The sequence below is a fragment of the Pedobacter frigidisoli genome, from assembly GCF_004331675.1.
Taxonomy (GTDB): Bacteria; Bacteroidota; Bacteroidia; order Sphingobacteriales; family Sphingobacteriaceae; genus Pedobacter; species Pedobacter frigidisoli.
The window spans coordinates 93,474-119,531 of the sequence record NZ_SJSN01000014.1 but is presented as its reverse complement, the minus strand read 5'-3'; the positions used below and the strand labels follow the sequence as shown (position 1 = coordinate 119,531).

Sequence of the window (26,058 nt, the reverse complement as noted above, 5' to 3'; positions counted from 1 at the left end):
GCAAAATTAAGCAAAAATATTTGTTCCTGTTGTCATGTATAAGACAACAAAAAAGATTAACTGCGAAGCAAACATCGTTATGCCAATGTATTTCTGTTGTTTTAAATCAAGGGCATAATAAAACTTCAATAATATTACCGAGACAATAAACCAAGCGATATAGTTTTGAACCGGAATTTGGTGCCAATCCCAATGCCAATAATCAAATTTCATGGCAACTGGCTCAAGAAAGAAATCAAGCACGACCAAAAGAACTGCTCCAATAACCGATGCTAAAATACTATGCCTTATTTTTAAGCTTTTCATCATCTGCCCGATGCTAAAAATCAAAATAACCCAATTAACGCCCATCAATAGCGGAACCGCTGCGATTTTGTAACCTAGGGTATTTCCGTAATAATAACTGCCGAATATTTTTCCGGTATGCACACCTAAAACCTCGACTAAAAAGCCGCATAGAAAAACTCCACAGACAAAGAGCAATAACCGCTTAACATCTGCATTGTAAGAAAATACGATTAAAGCAAACATCAATAACAAATGGAAAGGAACAAGCTTAATAAAGTAGGGCTGAGCAGCTGGAATTAAAAACCCAACCAAGCCAACCAAATGAAAAATAACAATTACAGCAACTGCAATTCTTTTAACCTTTAAATCGTCTTGATCTTTCTGCCCTTCCATGTGCTGGTTTTAAATAGGTGTTTTTTTATTGAGATAAATGAAATAATTAAGAAGAACAACATCTGAAATGGATGCAAAATCAAATTCACAAGAACGTTTTGTCCTGATAAATAAGAGATCATTATTCTGCTTAAAACAATTAAGGTTATTGGTAATACAAGCAAGCTTACATTAAAGTTTAAAATTAAAACCGCAGGACCAATAATTACCAAAAGCTGGTAAAATAGCAATATTAAGATGTTATTACCAAAACCTGCTAGTAAATTTTTACCAAAGCCATTTAAGCTTTCGCCAAGGTTTTTATACATCCTGCAATATATCAGTCCGTTGGCTAAAAGTGCTTCGGCATTAAATTTTTCCTGTTTCACCAACTTCATAATCTCCACATCTTCCACAACCTGCTCCTTAACCTTTTCATGCCATTGATTATCGATATAGTTATTTGCCTTGAAAAACATGCACTGACCGCTTGCAGCAGCAAATGCTGGGTTTTTAGATAGCTTGACCAAACGTAAAGGAAGCAAATTTAAAAGTATAAAATGCATTAAGGGAACGGTTAATCGTTCGCCCAGCGTTTCCATAATCTGATTTGTAAATATGCTTATTAACGCCAAACTTCCTATCTCCATTCTATTAATTAAGCTATTGATTAGTCCTCTTTTTATTGATTCATCAGCATCTACAAAGAGGAAATATTTCCCCGAAGCCAATTCGCTTAATTGTTGACAAGCATAATTTTTACCCAGCCACCCAGCAGGAAGTTGTTTTCCCTTAAATATCTTGAATTTATCATTTCTCTGGCAAAAGCTGTTTACTAAATCAAAAGTATTGTCGCTACTATCGTCATCCAAAACAATAACCTCGTAATTGGTGTAATCTTGATCTTTTATCGATTCGAGTAAGTGAAGAATATTTTCTGCTTCATCTCGAGCAGGAATTAAGATGGAAACCTTATCTTGATAATGTTTAAGTACTCTTGGCAACTTCGGATTGGAGAGAAAATTGAAAACCGTAACCGAAAACCTGATGACCAAGAAAATTAAGACTGCGTAAATAAAAATCGTCATTCGGTAATTTGTGTTTGTTTAACAACCGATTGATCGTAATGTTTATTGTAAGCGCTTTTTAATAATTGCAAACTGATGTATTCCTCAGTTTCCCAATTTTGAAGATAAGTATGCGCTGTTGGTTTTCTTTTGGAGAAATAATCGATAAATGTTGCGGCAAAAACCACATTGATCTTCTTCTGACTGGCATTAATCATCTGCATTACGCCTTTCTCAAAGCTGATGTTCTTTAAATGATTGGAATATAATTTGCCTTGTGGAAAAACCAGTACCAAATTTTGGGGATTATCCAAAAGCTGTCCGGCATAGTTGAGTGTTTCCAAAACGTCTTTTCCTTTATTTTCTGCAGCAAAAGCTCCCAGAAATTTTAAAAAGCTGACCTTACTGTAATTCTCTGCGTTTACCAACACGTGAAAGTCTTTCTTAAACACTTTTTTATTGATGTAAAACAGAAAAAAGCCATCCCACCAACTGAAATGATTAGCCAAAACCAAAATTGAGGAATCACTTTTTACCTCTATTTGATTGTAATTGAAAGCTGCAAAATCTTTCTTAATAATGAATTGAATGTACCAGGAGAAAAAGCTGTAAATGATTGTATTTTTTCGGGGATGATACATGATGGGAAGTTGCAAAAAATTGAGGTTAATTGCAAGTGTGGACTTGTGTAAGTTTTTAGCACGTACTAAAGTTATCTAAACCCGATTGGATGAATGCCGTTTTTCTCGGCAGAAAGGAAAGCGGGGCTTAAATTGCCAAAAGTGTAGAACCAGTCATTTCCAAAAAAATCAAAAAAAGTACCTTGGAGAACTTTAACTCAAATAAACCCGATCTTCCTCACCCTCAACATCCATTACTACATCTACATGTTCTTTTAAAATGGTAGCCAGTTCAAGGCCAACAAAGTCGGTTGCAATAGGAAAAATCTTATGACTTCTATCTACCAACACAACCGTGCGAATTTTTTTATGAGGCGTATTTAGGAACACACCCAAGCCATAAGCAAGAGTTTTACCACTGTTCAATACGTCATCAACAATGATTACAACTTTGTTTTTCCAGTGACTTTCATCTAAATCAGTCTTTGCAACGAGTTTGCTGCTTTCTTTCTGAAGATCGATTCGGAGCAAGGTTAACTTAAAACCAGAGATTTTTTTCAATACCTTTTCTAATCGAACAGCCAACTTATAGCCACGATCCCAAATTCCAGCCAATACAATTTCTTTCTCGTTCAGGTTATCTTCCAAAATCTGATATGCAATACGATCTATCTTTTGCTGAATTTGTTTCTTGTTTAGGATAAGGAGTTGCGATGCCATGTATAAAAAGGATTGAATACAAAAAGAACGATTTTAAGGCTGATATTCAAACTATTTAAAAAATAATTTCGATTGCTTGCAACGTTTCGCTGGTAGTTGCGTCTAATCAATAACCAAAAAACAAAACCTATGAAAGTATTTGCCAAATCATCCGCATTCCTTTTTGTACTTTTTAGCAGCTATGTTGCTCAAGCGCAAGAGACAAGAAACTATCCTGTAAAAAACTTCAATAGCATTGGCGTAAGTAGCGGAATAGATTTGTATATCACTCAAGGTGGTAGCGAAAGTGTAAGTATAAAGTCTGATGAGGAAACCTTAAAAGATATTATTGTTGAACAAAGCGGAGGCAATATCACCATTAAGTTTAAAGATGGGATTAATTGGAGCGGCATGTTCAAAAACCGCATCATCAAAGCTTATGTGAATTACAAAACCTTAACAGCATTGGCTGCATCGGGTGGTTCTGATGTATTTTCTCAAAATTCAATTAAGACTAATAAATTGGCTATTCGTTCTTCGGGGGGATCAGATTTAAAATTGACAGTAGCTTGCACTGAACTATCAATCCAATCTAGCGGTGGCAGCGATCTCGATTTGAAAGGAAAAGCGACTAATATGTCTATCCAATCTAGCGGCGGAAGTGATATCGACGCTTTTGAATTAATTACCGATTATGCGAAAGTTCAAGCCTCGGGTGGGTCTGATGTAAATGTTTATGTAAATAAAGGCTTAGAAGCCGCAGCAAGTGGCGGTGGCGATGTAAGTTATAAGGGAAATGCTTCACTTAAGAAAACATCGAGCTCTAAAAGCGGCGATGTTCACCATGTGAATTAAAAATTTTAGTTTAGTTAATGATAGACTCGCTGCTTTGTGGATGCAAAGCGGCGTTCTTTTTTTTTAGATGATTACACTGATTTATTGATTACACGGATGCTGTAATCTCGAGCTTTCAGCTTTGGTATTTTAGCTTTTAACCTTATAAGGGTAATAAATAAAGTTTGCACCTTCTGGAACAATAACAAAAACACACATAAAATTCTCTGGCTTTTTGTAAACCTTTAAAAACGGCTCCTTTCTTTCCTTATTGATGATTCCTTTTTCAACAAATTCTTCTAAAGTTGAAGCCTGAATACTCCAATTTGTATTTAATTCTTCCTTGTTCAAGATTAATTCGCCAATACTCACTTCGTGCTGATGCGCAATAAAGATGGGATGGGTAGATATTCCTTCCACCATAATCTCAATCGCAACCTCTTTTATGGCATCGGCATAAAACTCTAAATCCTTTTCTAAACTTACAAGCGGACTCTCTTGTTTTTTCGGTTCCCCGCTATCTTCTGGCGTTGCGCTTAATAGCTCTTCTCTATCCATATTTAATTATTGAATTTTGAGTGATTGATTTTATTAATGATTGAGTTTTGAATGACTGATAGAGTGAATGTTTATAGGCGATTGCCGTATTCTCTCACTCTATTATTCTCTCAATCTATCATTCAAATTATTCTATCCTTTTAATTTTAATAAAACTACATTTTCTACATGCTGCGTGTGCGGAAACATATCCACAGGCTTAATGCGAACCACATCGTATTTTTCTTTTAGTAATTCTAAATCTCTTGCTTGGGTTGCTGCATTACAGCTTACGTAAACGATTTTTTCTGATTCCATTTCTAGCAACCTTTGCACCACATCTGCATGCATTCCCGCTCTCGGCGGATCGGTAATGACTACATCTGGTTTACCATGGGCCAGAATAAATTCAGACGTTAGGATATCTTTCATATCCCCGGCATAAAAAGTTGTATTATCTATTTTATTCAATTCTGAATTGAATTTAGCATCTTCAATTGCAGTTGGCACATATTCTACGCCAATTACGTGGCTTACATTCTTAGCGATAAAGTTTGCAATCGTTCCTGCACCTGTATATAAATCGTAAACCAGTTCATCGCCTTTAAAATCGGCGAAATCTCTGGTAATTTTGTATAACTCAAAAGCCTGCTCAGAGTTGGTTTGGTAAAAAGACTTCACTCCTATTTTAAAGCGGATACCATCCATTTCCTCAAAAATATGATCGCGACCTGCAAAAAGCACCACATCTTGATCGAAAATGGTATCGTTTTTCTTTTGATTGATGATATACAAAAGCGAGGTGATTTGAGGAAATTCATTTTTAAGAAACTCCATTAATCCATCTACCTGATTTTGTTCAGGATACGCAAAAACTACCGCAACCATCACTTCTCCTGTGGAAGAAGTACGAATAATTAGATTTCTTAAAACGCCTTCATGATTACGCAAATCGTAAAACGATAAGTTATTTTCTGATGCATGTTTACGCACTGCATTTCTGATGGAATTGGATGGTTCATCTTGCAAATAGCAATGCTCAATATCTAAGATCTTATCGAAACGCAATGGAACGTGGAAACCCAAAGCGTTCATGTCGAAATCTTCATCGCGTTCTATATCTGTTTTCTCTAACCAGCGTTTATTCGAAAAAGTAAATTCTAGCTTATTGCGGTAATATCTATTTTTTACTGATCCTAAAATTGGTTCCGTATTCGAAGTATCAATTTTACCAAGTCGTTGCAGGGCTGCCTCAACATTTTTCTGTTTAAATTTCAATTGAGAATCGTAACCCATGTGTTGCCACTTACAGCCACCGCAAGTTCCAAAATGAGGACAAAAAGGATCGGTACGCAGTGCTGATGCTTCATGCAATTGATCAATAATTGCCTCAGCAAAATTCTTCTTCTTTTTAGTTAGCCTAACATCAACAACATCACCAGGAACGGCTTTGTCAACAAAAATCACCAATTCATCGGCTTTGCCAACGCCTTTTCCTTCTTCAGCGATATCGATTATATGTACGTTTGGAATTATGGTTACCGTACCTGGTTTTTTTCTACTCATTATTCTGCAAAGATAGTGAAAAGGGCTTAAAGACTAAAGCTGAAAGACCAAGTAGAAGTTACGATGTAGGATGTGTTGATTTAAGAAATGATAAGGTACTGATTCACTGCCGAACAAGGGATTGTCCGAATTTGAAAATTCAATGCTAAAAAATTATTTTCCAAAAAATTTAAATGCAGAGCCCCAAAAGCCTTCCAACCAATTAAATTTTAGGTCAAACTTTTCATCTACTTGTACAGAAAACTCTAATATTTCTTTGCTCATGATAAAAAACCTATCTATTTAAGCAATAATACAAAATTCATACCGAAAACCAAAACGGTATAAATTAATTTTATGTTAAATTTACATCAATTGGTTAAACCCAATTTGATCTACCTTGAACATTACATTAAAAACTGATTATCAATTTCTTACATGATAAATAGAAATTAAACCGTAACTTAATATATCAGTTCACCTAAAAATGGAGGTTCGCTATGAACGTTATCCGTAAAATTGAACATTGGGGAGATGTTCATCACTCTAAATGGCTCGATTATCTTCGAATTATCCTGGGCCTAGTTATCTTTGGCAAAGGAGTTTCCTTTATTAGCGACACGTCGGTTTTGCAAAATCTAATGACAGAGAATAACGTTTTCGGCTTTTCTGGCGCATTAATTAGTGTTGCCATACACATTGTGGCCTTTGCACATTTGGTTGGCGGCGTATTAATTACCTTGGGTTTGGTTACTCGTTTCGCTGTGGTGATTCAAATTCCAATCTTACTTTTCGCTGTATTTTTCGTTAACCTTACTACTGGTTTTTCCATGCCCAATTCAGAATTGTGGTTATCTGTAATTGTGCTGCTTCTTCTCATTATGTTTTGGGTTGTCGGCTCTGGTCCATTTTCCGTTGATGAGGGCTTGAAACACAAAACTGGTAAACGTTACGATTGATAATTTACGATTTCTTGCATTAGGCTGTAAAGCGAGGAGGCAATTACACCGCCTTGCATGGTAAAAGTATCTTTACCTGCATATATTACGTAGCGCTTAGTTGGTTGTACATCTTCGCAGGCTATATAAAAGCCCTTTTTTAGAGATGGTGTAGAGCTTCGTTTAATTTCTATCGCCCATTTTTCTTGACCATTAAACTCAATAATCAGATCTATTTCTGCGCCACCTGGCGTACCATAATAAAATGTTTGTGCCCCAAAAGGAATAACCGACATTATATTTTCGATCACAAAACCTTCCCAACTACCGCCAACAACAGGGTGCCCAAGTAATTCGTTATAACTATTAATATTTAGCAATGCGTGGGTAAGTCCACTATCCCTTACATAAATTTTAGGTGAGCGAACAAGCCTTTTCCCTGCATTTAATGTCCATGGTTTTAGCCGTTTTACCAAGAGCAAATCGACCATCAAATCTAAGTAACGGGCAATAGTTACACCACTCACATCAAGGTTTCTTGCTAAGTGAGCAGCATTAAGCACCGTTCCTTGATTATGTGCCAGCATTGTCCAAAACCGCTCTAATGTTTCGGATGGAATACGCGGCCCAAGTTGAGGAATATCTCTTTCTAAGTATGTTTTTATAAAATCTCTTCGCCAGCTTAAGCTGTTTTTATCTGATTTGGCAAGTAAACTTTCAGGGAAACCCCCTTTAAGCCAAAGAGCGTTCATTTTATCTAAATCGGCATCGGCATATTCCAGCACATCAATTGGAAAAAGTTCCAAATAAGAAATACGCCCAGCCAACGATTCGCTCGATTGTTTTAGAAGCTCTAAAGAAGCTGAACCTAAAAAAAGAAATTGCCCTACTTTATTTCCCTTTCGTCTTTCCGTATCAACAATTCCCCTAATCTCGGTGAATATCTCTGGCAAGCGTTGCATTTCGTCCAGTATAATTAATTTATCGCTATTATTGTTATGAAACGCAACAATGTCTTTTACCTTTTCTAAATCAAGTCTATTCTCAAGATCTATATACACAGCCGGAATTTCAGCCATAATATCTAAAGCCAAGGTTGATTTACCAACTTGGCGTGGACCCATTAAAGCCACAACAGGACTTCTAAGTAAGTCAAGCCTAACTATATCTTCTAATTTTCGCTTTAACATCTATGCAAATCTAATATTAAATATTACAATTACATAGTTTGAAACTAAAATTCAACATCAATTAACCATGCAAATCTAACATCAAATATTACAATTACGTAGTTAAAATTGAGAATATATATACTATTAATTTAATTATCTGATAAAATAACGGTTTAGCTCATCTCATTTTAATTAAAGTTGATTCATATTCTTAGTATCTTTCGCTTTTAATTTAACAATGAAAACAAGGATACTTTTAGCGCTACTTTTTGCTGGATTGGGAACTTACGCTCAAAACACAACCGATCAATATTTTAAGCTTACCCGTAATGGCTTCAAAGAGAAAAATGCTTATGAAACTACTGCCTTTGTAGAAAAATATTTTCGCGTTCCAGGCAATACGGGTTTTAATGCCAGCATCCATTATGTAGAAAGCATTTTAAAAAAGGCTGGATTTGTAGAACAGAAACAAAATGAATTTGAGGCGCCATTAACTTATCGAATAGAAAAACGTTCCATGAAGAATAATACTTGGGAGCCTGTAGATGCAAACATTGATATCGTTGGCGAATCAAAACCCTTAATCTCGTACAAAACCAATCGCAACATGATTCCCATCAATTGTGGATCTACACCGACTGGTGGCGTTACTGCTGAAGTTGTTTTTCTGGAGAAAACATCACCCGCAGATCTGGAGAAAATAGACCTAAAGGGAAAAATCGTATTTTCCGAAAATCATCCATCGCGTTTGCTTCAATTGGCAACAAAAGCCGGAGCAATTGGAGTTTTAGGTTATTCGATGCCCAAATATACACAGCCTGAAATTCATCAAACATCGATTCAGTTTGGCAGTATGAAAGCCAACAGCGAAGTGTGGACCTTGCTTTTATCTTATGCAGCAAAAGAAAAATTAAAAGCCACTTGCTTAAAAGGCACAACCAAATTAAAAGTTAATATTCAAACCAAAATTTATACTTCCAAAGAATTGACTATAGTTGCCAATGTAAAAGGTAGTATTAAACCTGATGAACGCTTTGTTTTCAGTGCACACGTTCAAGAACCTGGTGCAAATGATAATGCAAGTGGTGTTGGTACTTTGGCAGAAATGGCCAGATTAACGGCTGAACTATATCAAGCAAAAAAGATTACTCCTCTACGTACACTTACATTTTTGTGGGGCGATGAAATTGTTTCTACTAAGCGATACATTACCGAAGATACTGCCCATGCGAAAGGAATAATGTGGGGCATGAGCTTAGACATGGTTGGCGAAGACACCAAAAAAACTGGCGGTTCATTCCTTATTGAAAAGATGCCAGATCCATCTGCCATTTGGACAAGGGGAACGGATAAACACACGGAATGGGGCGCTGGCGATGTTGGCGAAAAAGATCTCTTCCCACATTATTTTAACGATTTTATTTTTGATATCTGCAAAACTCAAGGCAAGTTTGCAAACTGGACTGTTAACTACAATCCTTTCGAGGGCGGAAGTGATCATACTCCGTTTCTTCAAAACAAAATTCCAGGCTTATTGATGTGGCACTTTACCGACGTTTTTTATCACACCGACAATGATAGAATTGATAAGGTTTCTCCAACCGAAATGAAGAATGTTGGCGTAAGCGGATTAACAGCGGCTTATGCTTTAATTTCTGCTGATCAAAACACGGGAATAGCGACTGTAGCTCAGGTTAAAACTGATGGATTGGCTCGTTTAAAAACAGAATTCGAGCTCAGTAAAAAAGCAATAGCAGATGGCAAACCTGCTGCTGCAGAAAAACATATTATTGAAGTATGGAGCAAATGGTACGTAGATGCACTCGCAACAATTAATAAAATGCCAGTGAATGCGGAGACTACCAAAGTAGGCTCTACGATCAAAGTTGCCACGAATGAGTTGGAGCAGCAAACAAAAGTATATTTAGAGGAGTTGAGGTAACGATGCCAAAAGCAATAATCATCGGTGCTGGAATTGCAGGAATAGCTTCTGCTATAAGGATGGCCATAAAGGGATATGAGGTTGAAGTTTTTGAAGCAAATCCACATGCGGGAGGCAAACTGGCAGAAATCAACATTAATGGTTTCAGATTTGATGCCGGACCAAGTCTTTTTACCATGCCCCAATATGTAGATGAACTCTTTACCTTGGCTGGCAAAAACCCAAAGGACTACTTTGATTACGAGCAATTAGATGAAGTTTGCAGATACTTTTATGAAGATGGATTGAGATTAACTGCTCATGCCGATATTGATAAGTTTGCTGTTGAAATTGAACAAAAGACAAATTCTACAGCAAGTGAAGTACATCGATTCCTCAAAAAAAGTGAAACTATTTATGAGGTAACCAACAAAGTTTTTTTAGAAAGGTCGCTTCATAAAATAAAAAGCTATTTACACTGGGACACGCTGAAATCTGTATTTCGCTTCGGAAAAATAGATGCTTTCAGAAGTCAAGCAAGCGCAAACAAATCCTTTTTTAAGGATGATAGAATTGTGCAACTTTTTAATAGATATGCTACTTACAATGGGTCAAATCCATATCAGGCACCAGCAACACTAAATGTAATTCCGCATTTTGAATTTCATTTTGGTGCTTTTCTACCTAAAAATGGAATGTATAGCATCACAAAATCTCTACTAAAATTGGCTAAAGATTTGGGCGTAAAATTTCATTTTAATTCCAAGGTTGATAAAATAACTTATGAAAGGAATAAAGTCACTGGAATTACAATTGATAAAAAAACGATTGCTGCTGATGTGGTGACTTCCAATTTAGATATTTGGTTCACTTATCGGAATCTGCTCAAAAACCTATCTTCTCCCGAGAAACTTTTAAGTCAGGAAAGAAGCAGTTCTGCGCTGATTTTTTATTGGGGAGTAAGAGGTGATTATCCAGAATTGGGATTACATAACATTCTTTTTGCGGAAAACTACAAAGCAGAATTTGATGCGATTTGGACAGCGAAAACGATTTATAACGATCCAACCATTTACATTAATATTACCTCAAAACATTTTCAATCTGATGCTCCTGCAGACTGTGAAAATTGGTTTGTAATGATTAATGTTCCATCAAATAATGGGCAAAATTGGGATACCCTAATTATTGATGCAAAAAAAAACATCCTAAATAAGATAAGTCGAATATTAAAAGTTGATATTGCTGAGAACATTATTTGTGAGCAAATTCTCGATCCGAGAAGTATAGAAAACAAAACTGGATCTTATCAAGGCTCCCTTTATGGAAACAGCTCAAACAACAAATTTGCGGCTTTTATGAGGCATTCAAACTTCAGTTCGAAAATCGATGGACTTTATTTTTGTGGGGGAAGTGTTCATCCCGGAGGTGGAATACCTTTGGCTTTGTTATCAGCTAAAATAATTGATCAGGATTTAGTGAATTAGCTAATTTTTTTTCCTTATCGCTTCTTCCAACTGTTCGGCATCTAAATCAAAGGCATCTACAATTACCTTGGCTTTAGTATAAAATGGTTCTCTTTCCTGAAGTTTAACTTTTATAAAATCTAAAAGTTGTTCATCATCCAAATCTTTAATTAATGGGCGTTTTTGACGATTGTGCAATCTGGAAACCAATGCAGCAGGTTCCATTTGAAGGTAAACCGTTTCTCCGTTGGCGTTCATCCAATCCATATTATCAAAGAAGCATGGCAAACCTCCGCCAGTAGCGATGACGCAAGTTTTTGGATAATCGAATGTTTTAAGCATTTCACTTTCGTAATTTCTAAAACCATCTTCCCCAAATTCAGCGAAATATTCGGCAATGGTTTTGCCAGATTTGGCAACGATTTCCGCATCTAAGTCAACAACAGGACATTCTAAACGATGCGCTAATTGCTTTGCCTTTGTGCTTTTACCGCAGCCCATATATCCGATAAGAAAGATTAACCCCTCCGCCCCTAAAGGGGAACTTGAATTTCCAACGGTCATATATAATGTTTTAGTTATATTTTTTAATTCATGTGTTTCCTACATGCTTTTCACTCCCCCTTCAGGGGGCTGGGGGGTTAAGCCAATTTTACTCTTGGATCCACATAAGCATAAAGAATATCCACCAATATATTAATCACCACAAAAACGAAAGCGATAAAAAGTATCGATCCCATTACGACGGGAAAATCAGACATTTCTAATGCCGCAACAGTTGTTCTTCCTAATCCATTGTAACCAAAAATATATTCTACAAAAAATGATCCAGCAAGCAATGACGCAAACCAGCCAGAAATTGCTGTGATTACAGGATTCATCGCATTTTTTAAAGCATGTTTATAAATAATTGCATTTCTGCCCAATCCTTTTGCTCTTGCTGTACGAATATAATCTTGAGCCAAAACATCCAACATGGCACTTCTGGTCAATTGCACAATAATCGCCAAAGGCCTTAAACCCAAGGTTATCATCGGAAGCCATAAATTTCTTAGCGTCAATACTTCGCCATTAAAGGGATCATAAGAATATAAACTGCCGCTCATTTTCAAGCCAGTATATTCACTTAAAACAAAGCCAAAAAGCCAGGCGATAATAATTCCCGCAAAGAATGATGGTGCAGAAATACCTACAATTGCAAATGCATTAGCCGATTTATCAATCCAAGAATCCTTGTAAACTGCTGAGATTACACCTAGAAACACACCAATAATTGTTGCAAAAACCATGGCGGTAAGCGCCAAAATAAATGTGTTCGGAACAGTCTCTGATAATATTGCCGTTACATCTCGTTTGGTTTGATACGAACTCCTTAAGTAAGGCCACTTCACCACTAAAGCTTTTTTATCGAAACTAACTATTTTGGCGTAATGATATTTCTTTTGAGTTGTACTATCATTATCCAAATAACTAATAGGCGATAGATCGTTTATATACAAAACAAATTGCATTGGTTTTGAACGATCCAAACCAAACTCTTTTCGCACAGCCTCTAAAGATTGAACATCAGACCGTTGCCCCATTGTCATTCGTGCTGGATCACCAGGTAAGATATTAAAAAGCACGAAAACCACCAATATTACTCCGGCCATAACCAGAAAACCATACATCAGTTTTTTTAGTGCGTAACCAATCATTATTTATCGAAGTATTTTCTACTTAACTGATCGAAAGTTGGAACATTGTGGTTGTTCCATTTATTAACAATTACGCCATTTTTTAAAAGCAAGACTCCAGGATTGGCCCGAACCATACTCTTTAAGGGTACGGCATCAGCATAAAAAACCTCTGAAAAAAGATTATTCCTTTTAATAAAGGCTTCAGCATCTTGAGCTGAATTTGAAGTTAATAAAACCGTACGAATATTAAATTGTTGAGTGGCATTTATGGCCAAAGCATTTAATTTACCTATGGCTTGCTCGTTTGTATTATTGAGATCATAAGCAACAAAAATTAAACTGTAGTAAGGATTTTCAATCAGTTCTTTCGTATAATCCGTACCCGATGCATCGGTGATAATTAAATCCTTAATTTTTGGTTCAAAGCCTTTTTTAACCAAGCGTTTTATAGGTTCTCCAATAATCTCCCAATTGTTATCTTTCCAAATCTCTGTTTTTAAATAAGCCTTATCGCTTAAATCTTTTTCTTCCTTGGTTTTTTTATTCTTCAGGTGATACATAATCTCAAATTCATCTGGCTTTTCTCCGGGAGGAATAACCATTAATGATGGTATGTGCGCACCTACTTTATAGGGTAGAAAATCGATAATTGGAAGCACGTTGTAGGTAAACAAGCCAAAAGCTAAAGAGATTGCGGTTACAGCAATGGCAATATTTCTCTGGGTAGATTCTTTCTTAAATAAAGGTTGAATATGATTTTTATTGATGAAAATAATAATAATGAGCACCAATAAAATTAAATCTTTTCCAAACGATTGCCAAGGTGTAAGCGGAATAGCATCGCCAAAGCAGCCACAACTTGTTACCACTTTAAATGCAGCTGAAACAAAAGTTAATAACGTGAAAAAGATGATGAGTAATAACAAACCCCACGCAACTTTTTTGCTCCAAAAACCTAAGAGCAACAAAGCCCCAAGTACAATTTCCAGCGTACAGAGTAAGATTGCAATTCCAGTCGCTGCTCCACTTAGAAAGTTCATGTGGAACACTTCGAAATATTCTTGCAGTTTATAGCCAAATCCAAGCGGATCGTTGGCTTTTATAAGGCCTGAGAAGATGAATAATGCGCCGACGAAAAATCTGGAAAAGCCTAATATTTTATCTCTCATTATTTAACACCTAATTTAATTAATGCAAAAACCGAATAGTTTAGCATATCTTGATAATTTGCCTTTACACCTTCTGAAGCCAGGGTTTGTCCTTCGTTATCTTCAATTTGCTTCACCCTAAAAATCTTCATCAAAATTAAATCTGTTAAGGAACTAATGCGCATATCTCTCCAAGCCTCACCATAATCGTGGTTTTTGGCAAACATTAAATCCTTGGTTTCTGTTACCTTTTCTTCAAAAGAAGTTTCTACTTGAGCAAAAGGCATTTCATTTGGATCGGCATCTGTAAGCTCCAACTGCATCATCGCAATTACGCAATAATTAACAATCCCAATGTATTCTGAAGTGGTGTTCTCCCCTACCTTGCTCACTTTTTTTTCTTCCAAGGTACGGATACGCTGTGCCTTAATAAAAATTTGATCCGTGATAGAGCTGAGCCTTAAAATGCGCCACGCAGTACCATAATCTTTGGTCTTTTTTAAAAATAATGATCTGCAAACCGCAATCACTTCATCAAATTCTACAGAGGTATTTGTTTGTGCCAAAGCCAATAATTATTTAGTTTTTAGTGTATTTTTGTTCTGAAAAGACAAAGGCTAAAGATACATTTTTAAAGCGAAACCCAAATCCCGAAAGGGTTTATTATGGCAGAAAAAAACTTTTTTAAAGCTAAACAAAGCTTAAATATCAAGGGGAAATTAATCGATTTAAGTACACCAAAGGTGATGGGAATATTGAATATTACACCCGATTCCTTTTTCAGCGATAGCCGAACAAAAACCATAGAAGAAGCCATTAAAAAAACCGAACAATTTTTAAATGAGGGTGCAACCTTTATAGATATTGGCGGATATTCATCCAGACCGGGTGCAAAAGATATTACTACTGATGAAGAGTTAAATAGGCTCATTCCTGTAATCGAAAGCTTAGTAAGAGAATTTCCAGAAGCGATTATTTCTATTGATACCTTTAGGGCGAAAGTTGCGGAGGAAACGATTTTAGCCGGAGCGCACATTATTAACGATATAGCCGCGGGCGATATGGATGAACAAATGTTCGAAACGGTGGGTAAATTACAAGTTCCATACATCATGATGCACATGCAAGGGACGCCCCAAACGATGCAGCAGAATCCAGTTTACAATGATGTTCTGTTGGATGTGATCGATTACCTTGGGAAGAAAATAGCAGCTTTAAAGGCTCTCAATATTCATGACGTAATTATCGATCCTGGATTTGGATTTGGCAAAACTATCGAACACAATTACGATTTGCTCAACCGAATGGAAGCCTTTGAAATATTTAAGTTGCCCATTTTAGTTGGATTCTCCCGCAAGGGAATGATTCATAAAATCTTAGGAACAAGTGCCGCGGAGGCATTAAATGGAACTTCAGTTTTAAATACCATTGCGCTACAAAAAGGCGCTGGAATTTTAAGGGTACATGATGTAAAGGAAGCAGTTGAGTGCATAAAGTTAGTTGGGATGCTTAGGTAAAAACCATTGGTTAATTATTATTTGATAACCAAATATGATCTGAAAATTGTAAACTGAAAACTGTTTTGCTATCTTGTCGCTAATGAAAGGTTTAGATTTCGATTTCTTAAAATTTGATGTTACAAGTGCTGTGGATATTGTGCTCGTGGCACTTTTAATTTACTACGTTTATACGCTTATACGCAATACTTTAGCTGTAAATCTCCTCGTTGGGATGCTCATTATTGCGATATTCTATCATATTGTTGATGCCTTACACATGAAATTACTCACTATGATTATTGAGAAATTTATGAGTGTGGGCATTATTGCATTGATTGTTATTTTCCATCCTGAGATTCGCCGATTCTTGCTTCTTATTGGAAAGAACGCGTTCTTGCAAAAGAATAAAGCTTGGTGGGGATATTTATTTGGAAGAAAAGAAATCGAAAGGAATAACCTTACACGCATAAAACCGATAATTGATGCTTGTAAAACAATGAAAAAAACACGTACAGGTGCACTAATTGTTTTCGTTAAATTTTACGACGAGCAATTTTTCGCCAATAGTTGCGAGGTTGTGGAGGCAAAAATATCTAAACGCTTATTGGAAAGTATTTTCCAAAAAAACAGCCCCTTACATGATGGGGCTGTTGTAATCTCTGAAAATAAGATTAAAAGTGCGAGCTGTATCTTACCCTTAACAGATAACGATCAATTACCATCGCAGTTTGGATTAAGGCACAGGGCTGGAATTGGGGTTTCTGAAACTACCGATGCAGTAGCTGTAATTATATCAGAAGAAACTGGGGAGATTTCTTATGCCAAACAAGGCAGGGTAAGAATGAATGTTTCTTTTGGGGAGCTTGAGAAGTTGCTTAATAAGGATTTTTAGAAGATGATTACACAGATAAAAAGATTACACAGATTCAAGAAGCTCAAATCAGTGTAATCATAATAATCTGTGTAATCCTTTTCTTAACAGTATTGTTCGAAAGCACCAATTAAGTTATCAGCGATCATTTGTGCTGGTCTGCCTTCAATTTGATGGCGCTCAATCATGTGAACCAATTTACCATCCTTAAACAAAGCCATTGCTGGAGAAGATGGAGGAAAAGGCATCATGTAATTTCTAGCTTGATCTACCGCTTCTTTTTCCATTCCTGCAAATACAGTAACTAATTTATCTGGATGTTTTTCATGCGCTGCTGCTGCTCTAGCCGCCGGACGAGCATTTGCTGCCGCACAACCACATACTGAATTTACCACAACCAATACAGTTCCTTCGCCTTTAATGGCTTGATCAACCTCTTGTGCGTTTTTTAATTCTTCAAAACCTACGTTAGTTAATTCCTTACGCATTGGTTCTACTAAATATTCTGGATACATTATCTTGAGTTTTTTATTTACAATTTGAATGTACAAAAATAAGAAAATCGGATGGCATGCACCATCCGATTTATATTTTTAAGGTAAAATTAGCACTTAGTTAAATCCTTTAAAAAACTTGTCATAAGCTTCTGGATTGGTAATCGCTCCTGCTATTATCAACACAACAAACACGATAAAAAGTACGCTTAGTATTGTAGCAATCATTCCACAGATTTTTCCAGCTTTTGCATTTTTGTAGGAAGACTCTGTATATAGACTAGGATTTAGATTATATTTCTTAACATCACCTGCACCTAAAATCCATGCAATAACACCAAATATTAAACCGAAAACACCATAAAAACAACAAGCTGGGATAGCGATTATTCCCAATACCAAGGCTGCTGTAGCATTTGGCAAGTTCTGTTGTCCCATGCCCATTCCACCGGGAAATTGCCCAAACGGTGGAGGTTGCTGGAAAGGTGGCGGCACACTCGGACCAGAATTTAATGGGCCAAATGGTGGCGTTTCATTTTTATTTAAATCAATAGGGCGATTTTCTTGAGGGTTTTCCTGTTCTTCTGACATGTTGATTAGCTGATAAGTTGATGGTTGTATATTTTGTAAATGTAATTGATTAAGATAATTACTGCAACCCCGGCGAAAGCAATTTTTATTACTTGTGCTCCAATTTTTAAATCCATTCGAAGATGAACGATGGTATAGATAAAAATAAACAACAATGGAATTGTGGCTGGATAGAGCTTAAACGATTCTAATAAATCTCCCTTAAGTAATGATAAAACCGATCGCTGAAATCCACAACCAGGGCAGTCAAAGCCAAAGTGAGTCTTAAACGGACAGGCAAAAAGATGATGGCCAAGCCAATCGAGGAAGTTATGAAGCTGACGATCCATCTACATCACCAATGATTTTAATTTGAGCATCTTTCCAGTCTTTATACTTTTCCAAATCCTTAAGCACTTGTCTGTAAACAAGGTTCAACACAAAAATATCATCTATAAAACCTAAAACAGGCACAAAATCTGGAACAATGTCAATTGGCGAAAGAAAATAAACCAAACCTCCTAAAATCGCTATTATCGATTTTTTGGGAATCTCAGTGTAATCGCCGTTCACGTAATCTTTAGAAACGGCAAACAATAATACCATTTTTGACCATACTCCCTCTAAATCACCCTTATTTGTGACAGCCTTACCTAGCGCATCTTTTATGGTATCGTTGGCTTTCGACTTATCCTTTAAAATTACCGTTGCCCTATTTTCAGATTTCTTAAAGAAATCTAATATCTTTTGTCTGTTCAATTTCATGATTATAACATTACAAATTAACGGCCAAAAGGTTGAGCTTTATACGAATATTCGTATGAAAGCAGCGGCTATCTATTATGTTTTTAAAAATGCAACTCATTTTTTGTCGAATGAAACTAGCAAGTTTTTATTAAAGGAAATCGGAATCAATTTATCATTAGCTGTATCTTCCTCATAAAGCTGTTTTTTCTTAGGATCAAAAACGAACCTTGCAATTATTGGCATCCTGTCTGAATAACTTTCGTGCAGATTAAAGTTATAGGTTGCTGAATATCCTTGCGAAGGATAGGTTTTAGGGTTTGGGCTGGTTTCCAGCATTACACCGTATGAAGTTCCGCCATTTTTAATAATTCGTTCAAAAAGCCCTTTGGTAAGTGACTTACATCGCAGAGAAGTTTCTACAATTTTATATGCGATTTTAGCTTTATTACTCTCTTTAATCTGGGCTACTCCAACAAAATTCAAGAATCCGAAGATATATAAAAAAAATATTCCTCTCATGGGTATTAATTTGGTTAAACTATATCATAATTAAGCCGCAGCAGATTTCAGCATTTCCAAAATATCATCAACGTATTTGCGCTCATTAGCCAATCGTGGAACTTTGTGCTGTCCACCTAATTTATCCTTGGCTTTTAACCAATTGTAAAATGTATTTGCTGGCGCATTATGTACTAACGGCCTACACAAAGCCATATCCTTAAACCGTTTGGCATCATAATCTGAATTAACCTCACGCAGAGTTTGATCCATTACATCAATAAATTTCTCGAAGTCATTCGGTTGTTTATCGAATTCGATAATCCATTCATGGCCACCTGCTTTTTCATCTTTAAAATATATCGGTCCAGCGGTGTAATCCTTAATTTCTGCTCCAGTAACCTCGCAGGCTTTCATTAAGGCTTGCTCTGCATTATCAATAATTACCTCTTCGCCAAAGGCATTAATGAAGTGTTTTGTACGACCAGTAATCTTAATTCTGTATGGAGAAAGTGACGTAAATTGAATGGTATCGCCAATCATATATCGCCACAAACCACCATTAGTTGAAATTACAATTGCATAGTTTTTGTTCAATTCAACCTCGCCCAAAAGTAAGGCCCTTGGATTTTCCTGTCCAATATTTTCCATCGGGATAAATTCATAGAAAATACCGTAGTCCAGCATCAACAACATCTCTTCAGAATTATCTTGATCTTGAATTCCGAAGAAACCCTCAGATGCATTATAGGTTTCCAGATAATACATATCATCTGATGGGATGAGCTGTTTGAACTGCTCACGATAAGGCGCAAAATTTACTGCCCCATGAATGTACAATTCCAAGTTTGGCCAAACTTCTAGTAAATTCTTCTTTCCAGTGAGTTCGAGAACCTTTTTAGCCAAAACGATTGTCCACGTTGGAACGCCAGAGATGCTGGTTACGTTTTCGTGAATAGTCGCTTCTGCCATTCTATCCATCTTAATTTCGTAATTATCCATTAGGGCGATAGACATATCTGGGGTGCGATAAAACTCAGCCCAAATCGGTAAGTTTTTAATCAGCACCGCTGATAAATCCCCATAAAAACAATCTTCGTTTAGTTGGTTTACTTGGTGACTTCCACCTAAAACCAACGCTTTGCCCGTAAACATCTGGTTATCTGGCCGATTATTGCAATAGATGGAAAGCATATCCTTACCACCTTTAAAATGGCATTCCTCCAAGGATTCTTGAGATACGGGAATGAATTTACTTCTATCGCTGGTAGTGCCAGATGATTTTGCGAACCATTTAATATCTGATGGCCAGAGAATATTTTGCTCACCAGCAAGCATACGCTCTATGTAAGGTTTTAGCGTGTCGTAATTTTGAATTGGAACACGTTCCTGATATTGTTGTGGCGTTAAAATTGATTTATAATCGTACAGTTTTCCCCACTCGGTATTTTCTGCACTATCTATTAAGGTATGAAACCACTCCTGTTGAACATCTTGAGGATATTTCATAAAAAGCTCGATCTGATGAATCCGCTTTTTCATTAACCAAGTAAAAATTGAATTTACAAATGCCATTTGCCTTTATTAAACGTCAAATTTCTTACGCTTCAACACGAAGTTAGCTCCTAAATAAACTTTTCTTACCATCTCATTTTCAGCCAAAACCTCTGGAACACCTTGCTCAAGAATCTTTCCTTCGAATAGTAAATAAGCTCTATCCGTAATGGAAAGTGTTTCCTGAACGTTGTGATCAGTAATTAAAATACCTATATTTTTGTGTTTTAATTTTGCAACAATACTTTGAATTTCCTCAACCGCTATTGGATCTACTCCAGCAAAAGGCTCATCCAATAGAATAAAGTTAGGATTTGCCGCTAATGCACGAGCAATCTCTGTTCTACGGCGCTCTCCTCCAGATAATAAATCACCACGATTTTTGCGAACCTTGTGCAAACTAAACTCGTTAATTAATTCCTCCAACTTATCTTTCTGTTCCTCCTTTGTCATGCTGCTCATTTCTAAGATCGCAAGGATATTATCTTCCACGGTCAGCTTTCTAAAAACAGATGCTTCTTGTGCCAAATAACCAATGCCTTTTTGTGCCCTACGGTACATTGCATCTTCGGTAATGTCTTCATCTTCCAAAAAAATACGCCCTTCGTTTGGTTTTATTAAACCTACAATCATGTAAAACGAAGTGGTTTTTCCAGCACCATTCGGTCCAAGCAAACCAACAATTTCGCCTTGGCTTACGCTGAAAGAAACATCATTTACAACGGTACGCTGCTTATATTTTTTAACCAGATTTTCGGCTCTTAATATCATATATTTTATTCTAAACCTCGCAGGTTTTAAAAACCTGCGAGGTTTATTCGAAGTTTAAATTAATTAACTTTTATTCCTTTAACATTAAGTTGCAAACGCTTCTTATCTCTCCACACATTTTCCTCTAACGTATAACAAACAGAAAATGGCACTTTTGGTTGTAAAAGATTTTGAAATTCTGCCAAACCAAAAGCGATACCTTCAAAAATAGGCGAATTTTGTTGCTTTATATTAATTTTTAAGTGATTAGCACCTACTGCCATTGCGTGCTGAGCCAGGTAAACATTATGCGTAACAAAAATTGGCGCCATATTCTCTGGTCCGAAAGGCCCCATTTGCGATAACACACGATAAAACTTACCATCAATTTGCGCCAATTCAATCTCAGCATCAATTTTAATCATGGGCGTTAAGAGCTCTTCGGTAATAGAAGCTGAAACAATTTCCTCAAACTTATCTGCAAAAGCAACCACATTATCCTGTTGCATGGTTAAACCTGCAGCAAATTTATGCCCGCCATATTGATCCAAAAGATGGGCACAACCACTTAATGCTTCATATAAATCAAAGCCCACAACCGATCGGCAAGAACCTGCAACATGACCATTAGATTTTGTTAACACGATGGTTGGGCGATAATATTTTTCCGTTAAACGCGAAGCCACGATTCCGATTACTCCCTTATGCCAATTTTCATTAAAAACAACGGTGGTTTTTTTATTGATTAGAATTTCACTGTCGCCAATTAAAGCTAGCGCCTCTCGTGTAATGTCCTGATCGTACGTTTTACGCTCGGTGTTCTTTAGATTGATTTCTACACTTTGTTCCAAAGCATTTCCATCAACCTGGCAAAGCAACATCGCAACTGCATGTTTGGCGTGGTCGATTCTGCCCGCAGCGTTTATCCGTGGACCTAAAGTAAAAACCACATCAGTAATGGTGTAATTCTCCGTTTTGCCCGAAACCTCCATCAAAGCCCGTAAACCTTCACATGGATTGGTGTTCAGCTTTTTGAGTCCATAATAAGCCAAAATTCTATTTTCGCCGACTACAGGAACGATATCGGCAGCGATACTTACCATTACCAAATCGAGGTATTGCAGGTATGTTTCTTTTGGAAGATTGTGCTTTTGCGCATAAGCCTGTGCCAGCTTAAAACCAATTCCACAACCAGCTAATTCCTTAAAAGGATATTCGCAATCAGTACGTTTTGGATCTAAAACAGCAATGGCTTTTGGCAATTCGTCGCCTGGCAAATGGTGATCACAAATAATGAAATCGATTCCAAAAGTATTAGCATAATCAATTTTATCGATCGATTTAATACCACAGTCTAAAGCAATAATCAAGGAAAAACCATTTTCATTGGCATAATCGATGCCTGCTGTAGAAATTCCATAACCCTCTAAATAACGATCTGGAATGTAGTATTCAATATTTTTTGTGAGTTGAGAAAAGAAACTGTAAGCCAATGCAACTGAGGTTGTTCCATCAACATCATAATCACCATAAATAAGAATTTTTTCGTGTGTTGTTAAAGCTTTTTCGATTCTCTCGATGGCCTTATCCATGTCTTTCATTAAGAAAGGATCGTGAAGATGATCTAAATCTGGCCTAAAAAAATACTTAGCCTGATCGAAATCGCAAATGTTTCTTTGTACTAATATTTTAGCAAGTGAGAGATCTATATTAAGTTGTTCCGCTATTTTCTTTACCGTGTCATCATTGCAATTTGATGTCAGCACCCATCTTTTTTCCATTATATTTGTTTCCGAACAGTAAATATACTTTTTTAATTTAAATCTCTACATTTTGCAAGTTCATACCTTATTCGAGGGCACCTTTTCTGTTGATGCATCAAAGAAGTTTGTTCCTTTCGATTCTACCATTCATAGTTTTAAAGACAGACCAGGCTCGTTATTCATTAACGTTCAACCTTTTTTAGTTGAGCTGAGAAACGACTTAATTTTATTCGATACAGGGCTCGGTTTCAGCGATGACCATGGCGAATTAATTTTGCATAAAAATATTCGCAATGCAGGTTTCGACCCGACTGATGTTACCAAGGTTTTAATGTCGCATTTACATTACGACCATTCTGGAGGCATGATTCATAAACTTGGCGATAAAACTGAACTCAGTTTCCCTGATGCAGAATATGTAATTAATCGTGGCGAATGGGAAACGGCTTTTAGCAGCACTTCTTCATCTTACCACACTGATATTTTTGAATACCTGCAACGTAATGCACAATTAAAATTTGTGGAGGGCGATGCCAATTTAGATGAAACGATAGCTTTCGAGTTTACGGGCGCACATTGCCCAAATCACCAGGTTTTTCTTTTAACGGAGGGAAATCAAAAAGTATTTTTCGGTGGCGATGTTTTGCCTGAGCCTGAAGAACTGATTAAAAACTTTATTGCCAAATATGATTTCGATGGTCGCAAGGCGATGGAATTACGCAAGGAATTTGGTAAACGTGCTGCAGAAGAAAACTGGGAATGTTTATTCTACCATGGAAAAAGTGCCGCAACGGGCTTTGTTGATGTGGTTGAGGGCGGATTTAGGATAAGATAATTTTGAGGCAGAGGGTAGAAAGGCGAAAGGTTTAGGGTGAAAGACTAAAGCTCAAAGGCTAAAGCAAACAGACTAAAGCTGGCAAAACCGATTGGCGATAAATTTCATTGCCGTCAGTTTTAACTGACGGAAAATAAAATAAAACGAGCAAGGCTTTAGCCAAACCTGCAATTTGCAATCTGCGTTTCTCGCAGTTCTGTGGTTTCTAAACCCGACAGCAGCGAAAATACTTTTTATTTTCAGCGACCCTGAATAAACTGTCATGCTGAGGAACGAAGCATCTGCAACCGATGAAACAGATGCTTCGTGCCTCAGTATGACAGAAGCCAATAAAAAGATTGTAGCGAATGGCGGGAACAAACAATCATAAAAATCACAGGTATTGCTTTCCAAAATCCTAATAAAGCTTTAAACCAAAAAAGGTTCGCCCCGAAGAGCAAACCTTTTTCTATTCCCGTTTCGGAAAAATTATTTTTTAGCCACTAATTTCACTCCGATTTCGAAGTTATCATCAATTGCTTTGTCGCCAATACTATCAAAGAATGATTTAGAACCGTAACGGATATCGTATTTAGTTCTATCTACAGTGATTTTACCCGCTAAAGCTGAAGCTGTTCCATCTGCATTAACAGTTACAGTTGCAGGGAAACTTAATGGTTTAGTAATTCCTTTAATGGTTAAATTACCTGTTACCGTTACGTTTGCACCAGAACCAGCAACTTTAGTAATTACGAAAGTTGAAGTTGCGAATTTAGCTGTACCGAAAAAATCGTCTGCTTTTAAGTGACCTTCTAATTTTGCACTACCATCGGCATCTTTAATCGAGTTCATATCGATAGTGAAAGTGCCACCAGTTACATTTTTACCATTCACAATAAGGGTACCTGATTGTAAAGCGATTGTTCCATTATGTGAACCTGTAACTTTTTTACCAACCCAAGTAATGGTCGATTTTGCTGCATCTACTGTGTAAGTAACTGGTTTAATAGTTGTAAAAGCTGATAATGACACAACTGCAACTAATAAAAAGATTGAAGAGATTTTTGATTTCATTTCTTTGGTTTTTTTAATTTATGATACAAATGTAAGTAATGCATTTTATTAACGCCGTTGATGTATGTTAAGATTTTCAAAAACCAACAGTTTATATAAAACTTCCCTATTGACTAAAAAATGTAGTTGGGGTTTAATAAGTTTCTTTTTAATTTGAAAAGCAAATACAGATTAGATATTATTGTTAGTCGGGCTTTCCGTTAAATCTTTTGGCTATTCTTCGACTGCGCTCAGAATGACAGCCAAAAGGATATCAATCAATCCCGTTTAAAACACATTAATTTACTGCCCCTATTTAAGGTTGCAGGATGTAAATTGATGTTAAATAATTACCTTGGAGTATAATTTTTTCTATTATGAAGCACAACGCAAAATCCATACGCCCGTTTATAGGCGCTAAAAATTTTGAAACATCAAGAAGTTTCTACCGTGATTTAGGTTTCGAGGAAGTAACACTAGGCGACAGCATGTCAGTTTTTAAAAGTGGTAACATGGCTTTTTATTTGCAAAATGCCTACGTTAAAGATTGGGTAGATAACACCATGATTTTTATGGAGATTGATGATGTCAATCGATTTTATGATGAACTTTTGGCGCTTGATTTACCAGGTAAATATGAAAATGTAAGGTTAACGCCAATCAGAGTTGAGAGTTGGGGTAAAGAATGTTTTCTGCACGACCCAGCTGGAATTTTGTGGCACTTTGGGGAGTTTAGTTAAGCTTTATACTTGCAACAACCTCAAAATTAAACTGTCATTCTGAATGTAATGAAGAATCCGCAACCGATTAGCACTGCTTAATTTAACGAACCAATTTAGTTCAGTAATTTATTTAAGGTAGTTTCTATTACTTGAAGATTCTTCGTTCCTACCATTTACGTTTTCGGTCCCTACGAGAATATTCTCCGATTCTTCATCGGTAATATTCGTGGCAATCTCCACCTTTCTCTTTTACAATGTACAAGTAGCAATGAGTTTGCCACGAAACTATGAAGAATAGTTTCTCGCAATGACGACCGCTTTAGACATTACACGTATTGATTTTTATCACATAAATTATCCCTCAGAATGACAACATCAAACGCCCTCGGTCTGTGTCCCCACAGACCGAAGTTTACACGTAAAATTTAATGGTCTAT

At 36.5% G+C, this 26,058-nt stretch carries 29 protein-coding genes; 8 read left to right on the top strand and 21 right to left on the bottom strand.

All coding sequences use genetic code 11. The features are described 5' to 3' along the window. Positions 1 to 6: 6 nt before the first annotated feature. The 4 genes from EZ449_RS16970 to EZ449_RS16955 form a co-directional block, all read right to left on the bottom strand. Positions 7 to 681 (bottom strand): carotenoid biosynthesis protein, encoded by a 675-nt coding sequence (locus tag EZ449_RS16970; protein WP_131561051.1) that lies wholly within the window; start codon positions 679 to 681, stop codon positions 7 to 9. Continuing rightward, entirely contained in the window at positions 651 to 1,748 is a 1,098-nt protein-coding gene (locus tag EZ449_RS16965) for a glycosyltransferase (RefSeq protein WP_131561049.1), read from the bottom strand. Before EZ449_RS16965 ends, EZ449_RS16970 begins: the two co-directional genes overlap by 31 nt. Then, positions 1,745 to 2,383 carry a 1-acyl-sn-glycerol-3-phosphate acyltransferase gene (locus EZ449_RS16960; protein ID WP_225872353.1) on the bottom strand — a complete coding sequence of 213 codons (639 nt, stop codon included), beginning with the start codon at positions 2,381 to 2,383 and terminating at the stop codon, positions 1,745 to 1,747. The genes EZ449_RS16965 and EZ449_RS16960 overlap by 4 nt, the downstream gene beginning before the upstream one ends. 177 nt (positions 2,384 to 2,560) lie before the next feature. Further along, a complete protein-coding gene (locus tag EZ449_RS16955) occupies positions 2,561 to 3,067 on the bottom strand; it encodes a phosphoribosyltransferase family protein (protein WP_131561045.1) in 507 nt (168 codons plus the stop codon). Positions 3,068 to 3,196: 129 nt separating this feature from the next. Between EZ449_RS16955 and EZ449_RS16950 the strand changes: the two genes are divergently transcribed. After that, positions 3,197 to 3,901 (top strand): head GIN domain-containing protein, encoded by a 705-nt coding sequence (locus EZ449_RS16950; protein ID WP_131561042.1) that lies wholly within the window; start codon positions 3,197 to 3,199, stop codon positions 3,899 to 3,901. 129 nt (positions 3,902 to 4,030) lie between these two features. On the opposite strand, the gene EZ449_RS16945 is transcribed toward EZ449_RS16950, so the two are convergent. From EZ449_RS16945 to EZ449_RS16935, 3 genes are all read right to left on the bottom strand, one after another. Continuing rightward, positions 4,031 to 4,438, bottom strand: a complete 408-nt coding sequence (locus EZ449_RS16945) for a hypothetical protein (protein WP_131561040.1) — start codon at positions 4,436 to 4,438, stop codon at positions 4,031 to 4,033. Positions 4,439 to 4,570: 132 nt separating this feature from the next. Further along, positions 4,571 to 5,983, bottom strand: a complete 1,413-nt coding sequence (gene rlmD / locus EZ449_RS16940) for a 23S rRNA (uracil(1939)-C(5))-methyltransferase RlmD (protein WP_131561038.1) — start codon at positions 5,981 to 5,983, stop codon at positions 4,571 to 4,573. 153 nt (positions 5,984 to 6,136) lie between these two features. Further along, complete coding sequence (locus tag EZ449_RS16935; RefSeq protein WP_131561036.1) at positions 6,137 to 6,247, bottom strand: phenylalanyl-tRNA synthetase subunit alpha; 111 nt, start codon at positions 6,245 to 6,247, stop codon at positions 6,137 to 6,139. A 215-nt stretch (positions 6,248 to 6,462) separates the two neighbouring features. Between EZ449_RS16935 and EZ449_RS16930 the strand changes: the two genes are divergently transcribed. Next, the gene (locus EZ449_RS16930; RefSeq protein ID WP_131561034.1) at positions 6,463 to 6,921 is read left to right on the top strand and encodes a DoxX family protein; all 459 of its coding nucleotides are present in this window, start codon (positions 6,463 to 6,465) and stop codon (positions 6,919 to 6,921) included. On the opposite strand, the gene EZ449_RS16925 is transcribed toward EZ449_RS16930, so the two are convergent. Continuing rightward, entirely contained in the window at positions 6,912 to 8,090 is a 1,179-nt protein-coding gene (locus tag EZ449_RS16925; protein ID WP_131561032.1) for an ATP-binding protein, read from the bottom strand. The genes EZ449_RS16930 and EZ449_RS16925 overlap by 10 nt on opposite strands. Positions 8,091 to 8,310: 220 nt before the next feature. On the opposite strand from EZ449_RS16925, the gene EZ449_RS16920 reads away from it, so the two are divergent. Next, complete coding sequence (locus EZ449_RS16920; protein ID WP_131561030.1) at positions 8,311 to 10,014, top strand: M28 family peptidase; 1,704 nt, start codon at positions 8,311 to 8,313, stop codon at positions 10,012 to 10,014. 2 nt (positions 10,015 to 10,016) lie between these two features. Further along, positions 10,017 to 11,480 (top strand): 1-hydroxycarotenoid 3,4-desaturase CrtD, encoded by a 1,464-nt coding sequence (crtD, locus tag EZ449_RS16915; RefSeq protein ID WP_131561028.1) that lies wholly within the window; start codon positions 10,017 to 10,019, stop codon positions 11,478 to 11,480. Here crtD and EZ449_RS16910 read toward each other — a convergent pair whose 3' ends face one another. The 4 genes from EZ449_RS16910 to EZ449_RS16895 all read right to left on the bottom strand — a co-directional run bounded on the left by EZ449_RS16910 (position 11,481) and on the right by EZ449_RS16895 (position 14,852). Then, complete coding sequence (locus EZ449_RS16910) at positions 11,481 to 12,023, bottom strand: shikimate kinase (protein ID WP_131561026.1); 543 nt, start codon at positions 12,021 to 12,023, stop codon at positions 11,481 to 11,483. 77 nt (positions 12,024 to 12,100) lie between these two features. Further along, positions 12,101 to 13,156, bottom strand: coding sequence for an ABC transporter permease (locus EZ449_RS16905; RefSeq protein ID WP_131561024.1), 1,056 nt, complete (start codon positions 13,154 to 13,156; stop codon positions 12,101 to 12,103). Further along, positions 13,156 to 14,307, bottom strand: coding sequence for a BT_3928 family protein (locus tag EZ449_RS16900; protein ID WP_131561022.1), 1,152 nt, complete (start codon positions 14,305 to 14,307; stop codon positions 13,156 to 13,158). Before EZ449_RS16900 ends, EZ449_RS16905 begins: the two co-directional genes overlap by 1 nt. Continuing rightward, positions 14,307 to 14,852 carry a DUF1599 domain-containing protein gene (locus EZ449_RS16895; protein WP_131561020.1) on the bottom strand — a complete coding sequence of 182 codons (546 nt, stop codon included), beginning with the start codon at positions 14,850 to 14,852 and terminating at the stop codon, positions 14,307 to 14,309. Before EZ449_RS16895 ends, EZ449_RS16900 begins: the two co-directional genes overlap by 1 nt. 99 nt (positions 14,853 to 14,951) lie before the next feature. Between EZ449_RS16895 and folP the strand changes: the two genes are divergently transcribed. Further along, positions 14,952 to 15,803 (top strand): dihydropteroate synthase, encoded by an 852-nt coding sequence (folP, locus tag EZ449_RS16890; protein ID WP_131561018.1) that lies wholly within the window; start codon positions 14,952 to 14,954, stop codon positions 15,801 to 15,803. A gap of 82 nt (positions 15,804 to 15,885) precedes the next feature. Then, positions 15,886 to 16,677, top strand: coding sequence for a diadenylate cyclase CdaA (gene cdaA / locus EZ449_RS16885; RefSeq protein WP_131561016.1), 792 nt, complete (start codon positions 15,886 to 15,888; stop codon positions 16,675 to 16,677). A gap of 83 nt (positions 16,678 to 16,760) precedes the next feature. Here the strand turns inward: cdaA and EZ449_RS16880 are convergent, their stop codons facing one another. From EZ449_RS16880 to recJ, 8 genes are all read right to left on the bottom strand, one after another. Further along, complete coding sequence (locus tag EZ449_RS16880) at positions 16,761 to 17,171, bottom strand: BrxA/BrxB family bacilliredoxin (RefSeq protein WP_056088318.1); 411 nt, start codon at positions 17,169 to 17,171, stop codon at positions 16,761 to 16,763. 96 nt (positions 17,172 to 17,267) lie between these two features. Further along, positions 17,268 to 17,741, bottom strand: coding sequence for a CCC motif membrane protein (locus EZ449_RS16875; RefSeq protein ID WP_131561014.1), 474 nt, complete (start codon positions 17,739 to 17,741; stop codon positions 17,268 to 17,270). Positions 17,742 to 17,746: 5 nt separating this feature from the next. Beyond that, positions 17,747 to 18,070 carry a DUF2752 domain-containing protein gene (locus tag EZ449_RS16870; RefSeq protein ID WP_131561012.1) on the bottom strand — a complete coding sequence of 108 codons (324 nt, stop codon included), beginning with the start codon at positions 18,068 to 18,070 and terminating at the stop codon, positions 17,747 to 17,749. Then, complete coding sequence (locus tag EZ449_RS16865) at positions 18,051 to 18,485, bottom strand: YkvA family protein (protein ID WP_131561010.1); 435 nt, start codon at positions 18,483 to 18,485, stop codon at positions 18,051 to 18,053. Before EZ449_RS16865 ends, EZ449_RS16870 begins: the two co-directional genes overlap by 20 nt. Positions 18,486 to 18,581: 96 nt before the next feature. Continuing rightward, complete coding sequence (locus EZ449_RS16860) at positions 18,582 to 18,986, bottom strand: hypothetical protein (protein ID WP_131561007.1); 405 nt, start codon at positions 18,984 to 18,986, stop codon at positions 18,582 to 18,584. 30 nt (positions 18,987 to 19,016) lie between these two features. After that, positions 19,017 to 20,540: a GH3 auxin-responsive promoter family protein gene (locus EZ449_RS16855; RefSeq protein ID WP_131561005.1), complete on the bottom strand. Its 1,524-nt coding sequence runs from the start codon at positions 20,538 to 20,540 to the stop codon at positions 19,017 to 19,019. A 9-nt stretch (positions 20,541 to 20,549) separates the two neighbouring features. Continuing rightward, on the bottom strand, positions 20,550 to 21,290 hold the full coding sequence (lptB, locus tag EZ449_RS16850; protein WP_131561003.1) for an LPS export ABC transporter ATP-binding protein: 741 nt from the start codon (positions 21,288 to 21,290) through the stop codon (positions 20,550 to 20,552). Between the two features lie 59 nt (positions 21,291 to 21,349). After that, positions 21,350 to 23,050, bottom strand: coding sequence for a single-stranded-DNA-specific exonuclease RecJ (recJ, locus tag EZ449_RS16845; protein ID WP_131561001.1), 1,701 nt, complete (start codon positions 23,048 to 23,050; stop codon positions 21,350 to 21,352). 52 nt (positions 23,051 to 23,102) lie between these two features. On the opposite strand from recJ, the gene EZ449_RS16840 reads away from it, so the two are divergent. After that, positions 23,103 to 23,867, top strand: a complete 765-nt coding sequence (locus EZ449_RS16840) for an MBL fold metallo-hydrolase (RefSeq protein ID WP_205943029.1) — start codon at positions 23,103 to 23,105, stop codon at positions 23,865 to 23,867. A gap of 468 nt (positions 23,868 to 24,335) precedes the next feature. Here EZ449_RS16840 and EZ449_RS16835 read toward each other — a convergent pair whose 3' ends face one another. Further along, complete coding sequence (locus EZ449_RS16835; RefSeq protein ID WP_131560996.1) at positions 24,336 to 24,920, bottom strand: YceI family protein; 585 nt, start codon at positions 24,918 to 24,920, stop codon at positions 24,336 to 24,338. Between the two features lie 356 nt (positions 24,921 to 25,276). On the opposite strand from EZ449_RS16835, the gene EZ449_RS16830 reads away from it, so the two are divergent. Beyond that, on the top strand, positions 25,277 to 25,639 hold the full coding sequence (locus EZ449_RS16830) for a VOC family protein (protein ID WP_131560994.1): 363 nt from the start codon (positions 25,277 to 25,279) through the stop codon (positions 25,637 to 25,639). Positions 25,640 to 26,058 lie beyond the last annotated feature (419 nt).

Excerpts from the sequence above, each read along its gene's own strand:
- EZ449_RS16860 (WP_131561007.1), bottom strand. The coding sequence starts at position 18,986 with ATGAGAGGAATATTTTTTTTATATATCTTCGGATTCTTGAATTTTGTT.
- rlmD (WP_131561038.1), bottom strand. The coding sequence starts at position 5,983 with ATGAGTAGAAAAAAACCAGGTACGGTAACCATAATTCCAAACGTACAT.
- cdaA (WP_131561016.1), top strand. The coding sequence starts at position 15,886 with ATGAAAGGTTTAGATTTCGATTTCTTAAAATTTGATGTTACAAGTGCT.
- EZ449_RS16955 (WP_131561045.1), bottom strand. The coding sequence starts at position 3,067 with ATGGCATCGCAACTCCTTATCCTAAACAAGAAACAAATTCAGCAAAAG.
- EZ449_RS16830 (WP_131560994.1), top strand. The coding sequence starts at position 25,277 with ATGAAGCACAACGCAAAATCCATACGCCCGTTTATAGGCGCTAAAAAT.
- EZ449_RS16870 (WP_131561012.1), bottom strand. The coding sequence starts at position 18,070 with ATGGATCGTCAGCTTCATAACTTCCTCGATTGGCTTGGCCATCATCTT.
- EZ449_RS16880 (WP_056088318.1), bottom strand. The coding sequence starts at position 17,171 with ATGTATCCAGAATATTTAGTAGAACCAATGCGTAAGGAATTAACTAAC.
- EZ449_RS16875 (WP_131561014.1), bottom strand. The coding sequence starts at position 17,741 with ATGTCAGAAGAACAGGAAAACCCTCAAGAAAATCGCCCTATTGATTTA.
- EZ449_RS16835 (WP_131560996.1), bottom strand. The coding sequence starts at position 24,920 with ATGAAATCAAAAATCTCTTCAATCTTTTTATTAGTTGCAGTTGTGTCA.
- EZ449_RS16905 (WP_131561024.1), bottom strand. The coding sequence starts at position 13,156 with ATGATTGGTTACGCACTAAAAAAACTGATGTATGGTTTTCTGGTTATG.
- folP (WP_131561018.1), top strand. The coding sequence starts at position 14,952 with ATGGCAGAAAAAAACTTTTTTAAAGCTAAACAAAGCTTAAATATCAAG.
- EZ449_RS16920 (WP_131561030.1), top strand. The coding sequence starts at position 8,311 with ATGAAAACAAGGATACTTTTAGCGCTACTTTTTGCTGGATTGGGAACT.
- EZ449_RS16900 (WP_131561022.1), bottom strand. The coding sequence starts at position 14,307 with ATGAGAGATAAAATATTAGGCTTTTCCAGATTTTTCGTCGGCGCATTA.
- EZ449_RS16925 (WP_131561032.1), bottom strand. The coding sequence starts at position 8,090 with ATGTTAAAGCGAAAATTAGAAGATATAGTTAGGCTTGACTTACTTAGA.
- lptB (WP_131561003.1), bottom strand. The coding sequence starts at position 21,290 with ATGATATTAAGAGCCGAAAATCTGGTTAAAAAATATAAGCAGCGTACC.
- recJ (WP_131561001.1), bottom strand. The coding sequence starts at position 23,050 with ATGGAAAAAAGATGGGTGCTGACATCAAATTGCAATGATGACACGGTA.
- EZ449_RS16970 (WP_131561051.1), bottom strand. The coding sequence starts at position 681 with ATGGAAGGGCAGAAAGATCAAGACGATTTAAAGGTTAAAAGAATTGCA.
- crtD (WP_131561028.1), top strand. The coding sequence starts at position 10,017 with ATGCCAAAAGCAATAATCATCGGTGCTGGAATTGCAGGAATAGCTTCT.
- EZ449_RS16910 (WP_131561026.1), bottom strand. The coding sequence starts at position 12,023 with ATGACCGTTGGAAATTCAAGTTCCCCTTTAGGGGCGGAGGGGTTAATC.
- EZ449_RS16950 (WP_131561042.1), top strand. The coding sequence starts at position 3,197 with ATGAAAGTATTTGCCAAATCATCCGCATTCCTTTTTGTACTTTTTAGC.
- EZ449_RS16930 (WP_131561034.1), top strand. The coding sequence starts at position 6,463 with ATGAACGTTATCCGTAAAATTGAACATTGGGGAGATGTTCATCACTCT.
- EZ449_RS16855 (WP_131561005.1), bottom strand. The coding sequence starts at position 20,540 with ATGGCATTTGTAAATTCAATTTTTACTTGGTTAATGAAAAAGCGGATT.
- EZ449_RS16865 (WP_131561010.1), bottom strand. The coding sequence starts at position 18,485 with ATGAAATTGAACAGACAAAAGATATTAGATTTCTTTAAGAAATCTGAA.
- EZ449_RS16965 (WP_131561049.1), bottom strand. The coding sequence starts at position 1,748 with ATGACGATTTTTATTTACGCAGTCTTAATTTTCTTGGTCATCAGGTTT.
- EZ449_RS16935 (WP_131561036.1), bottom strand. The coding sequence starts at position 6,247 with ATGAGCAAAGAAATATTAGAGTTTTCTGTACAAGTAGATGAAAAGTTT.
- EZ449_RS16945 (WP_131561040.1), bottom strand. The coding sequence starts at position 4,438 with ATGGATAGAGAAGAGCTATTAAGCGCAACGCCAGAAGATAGCGGGGAA.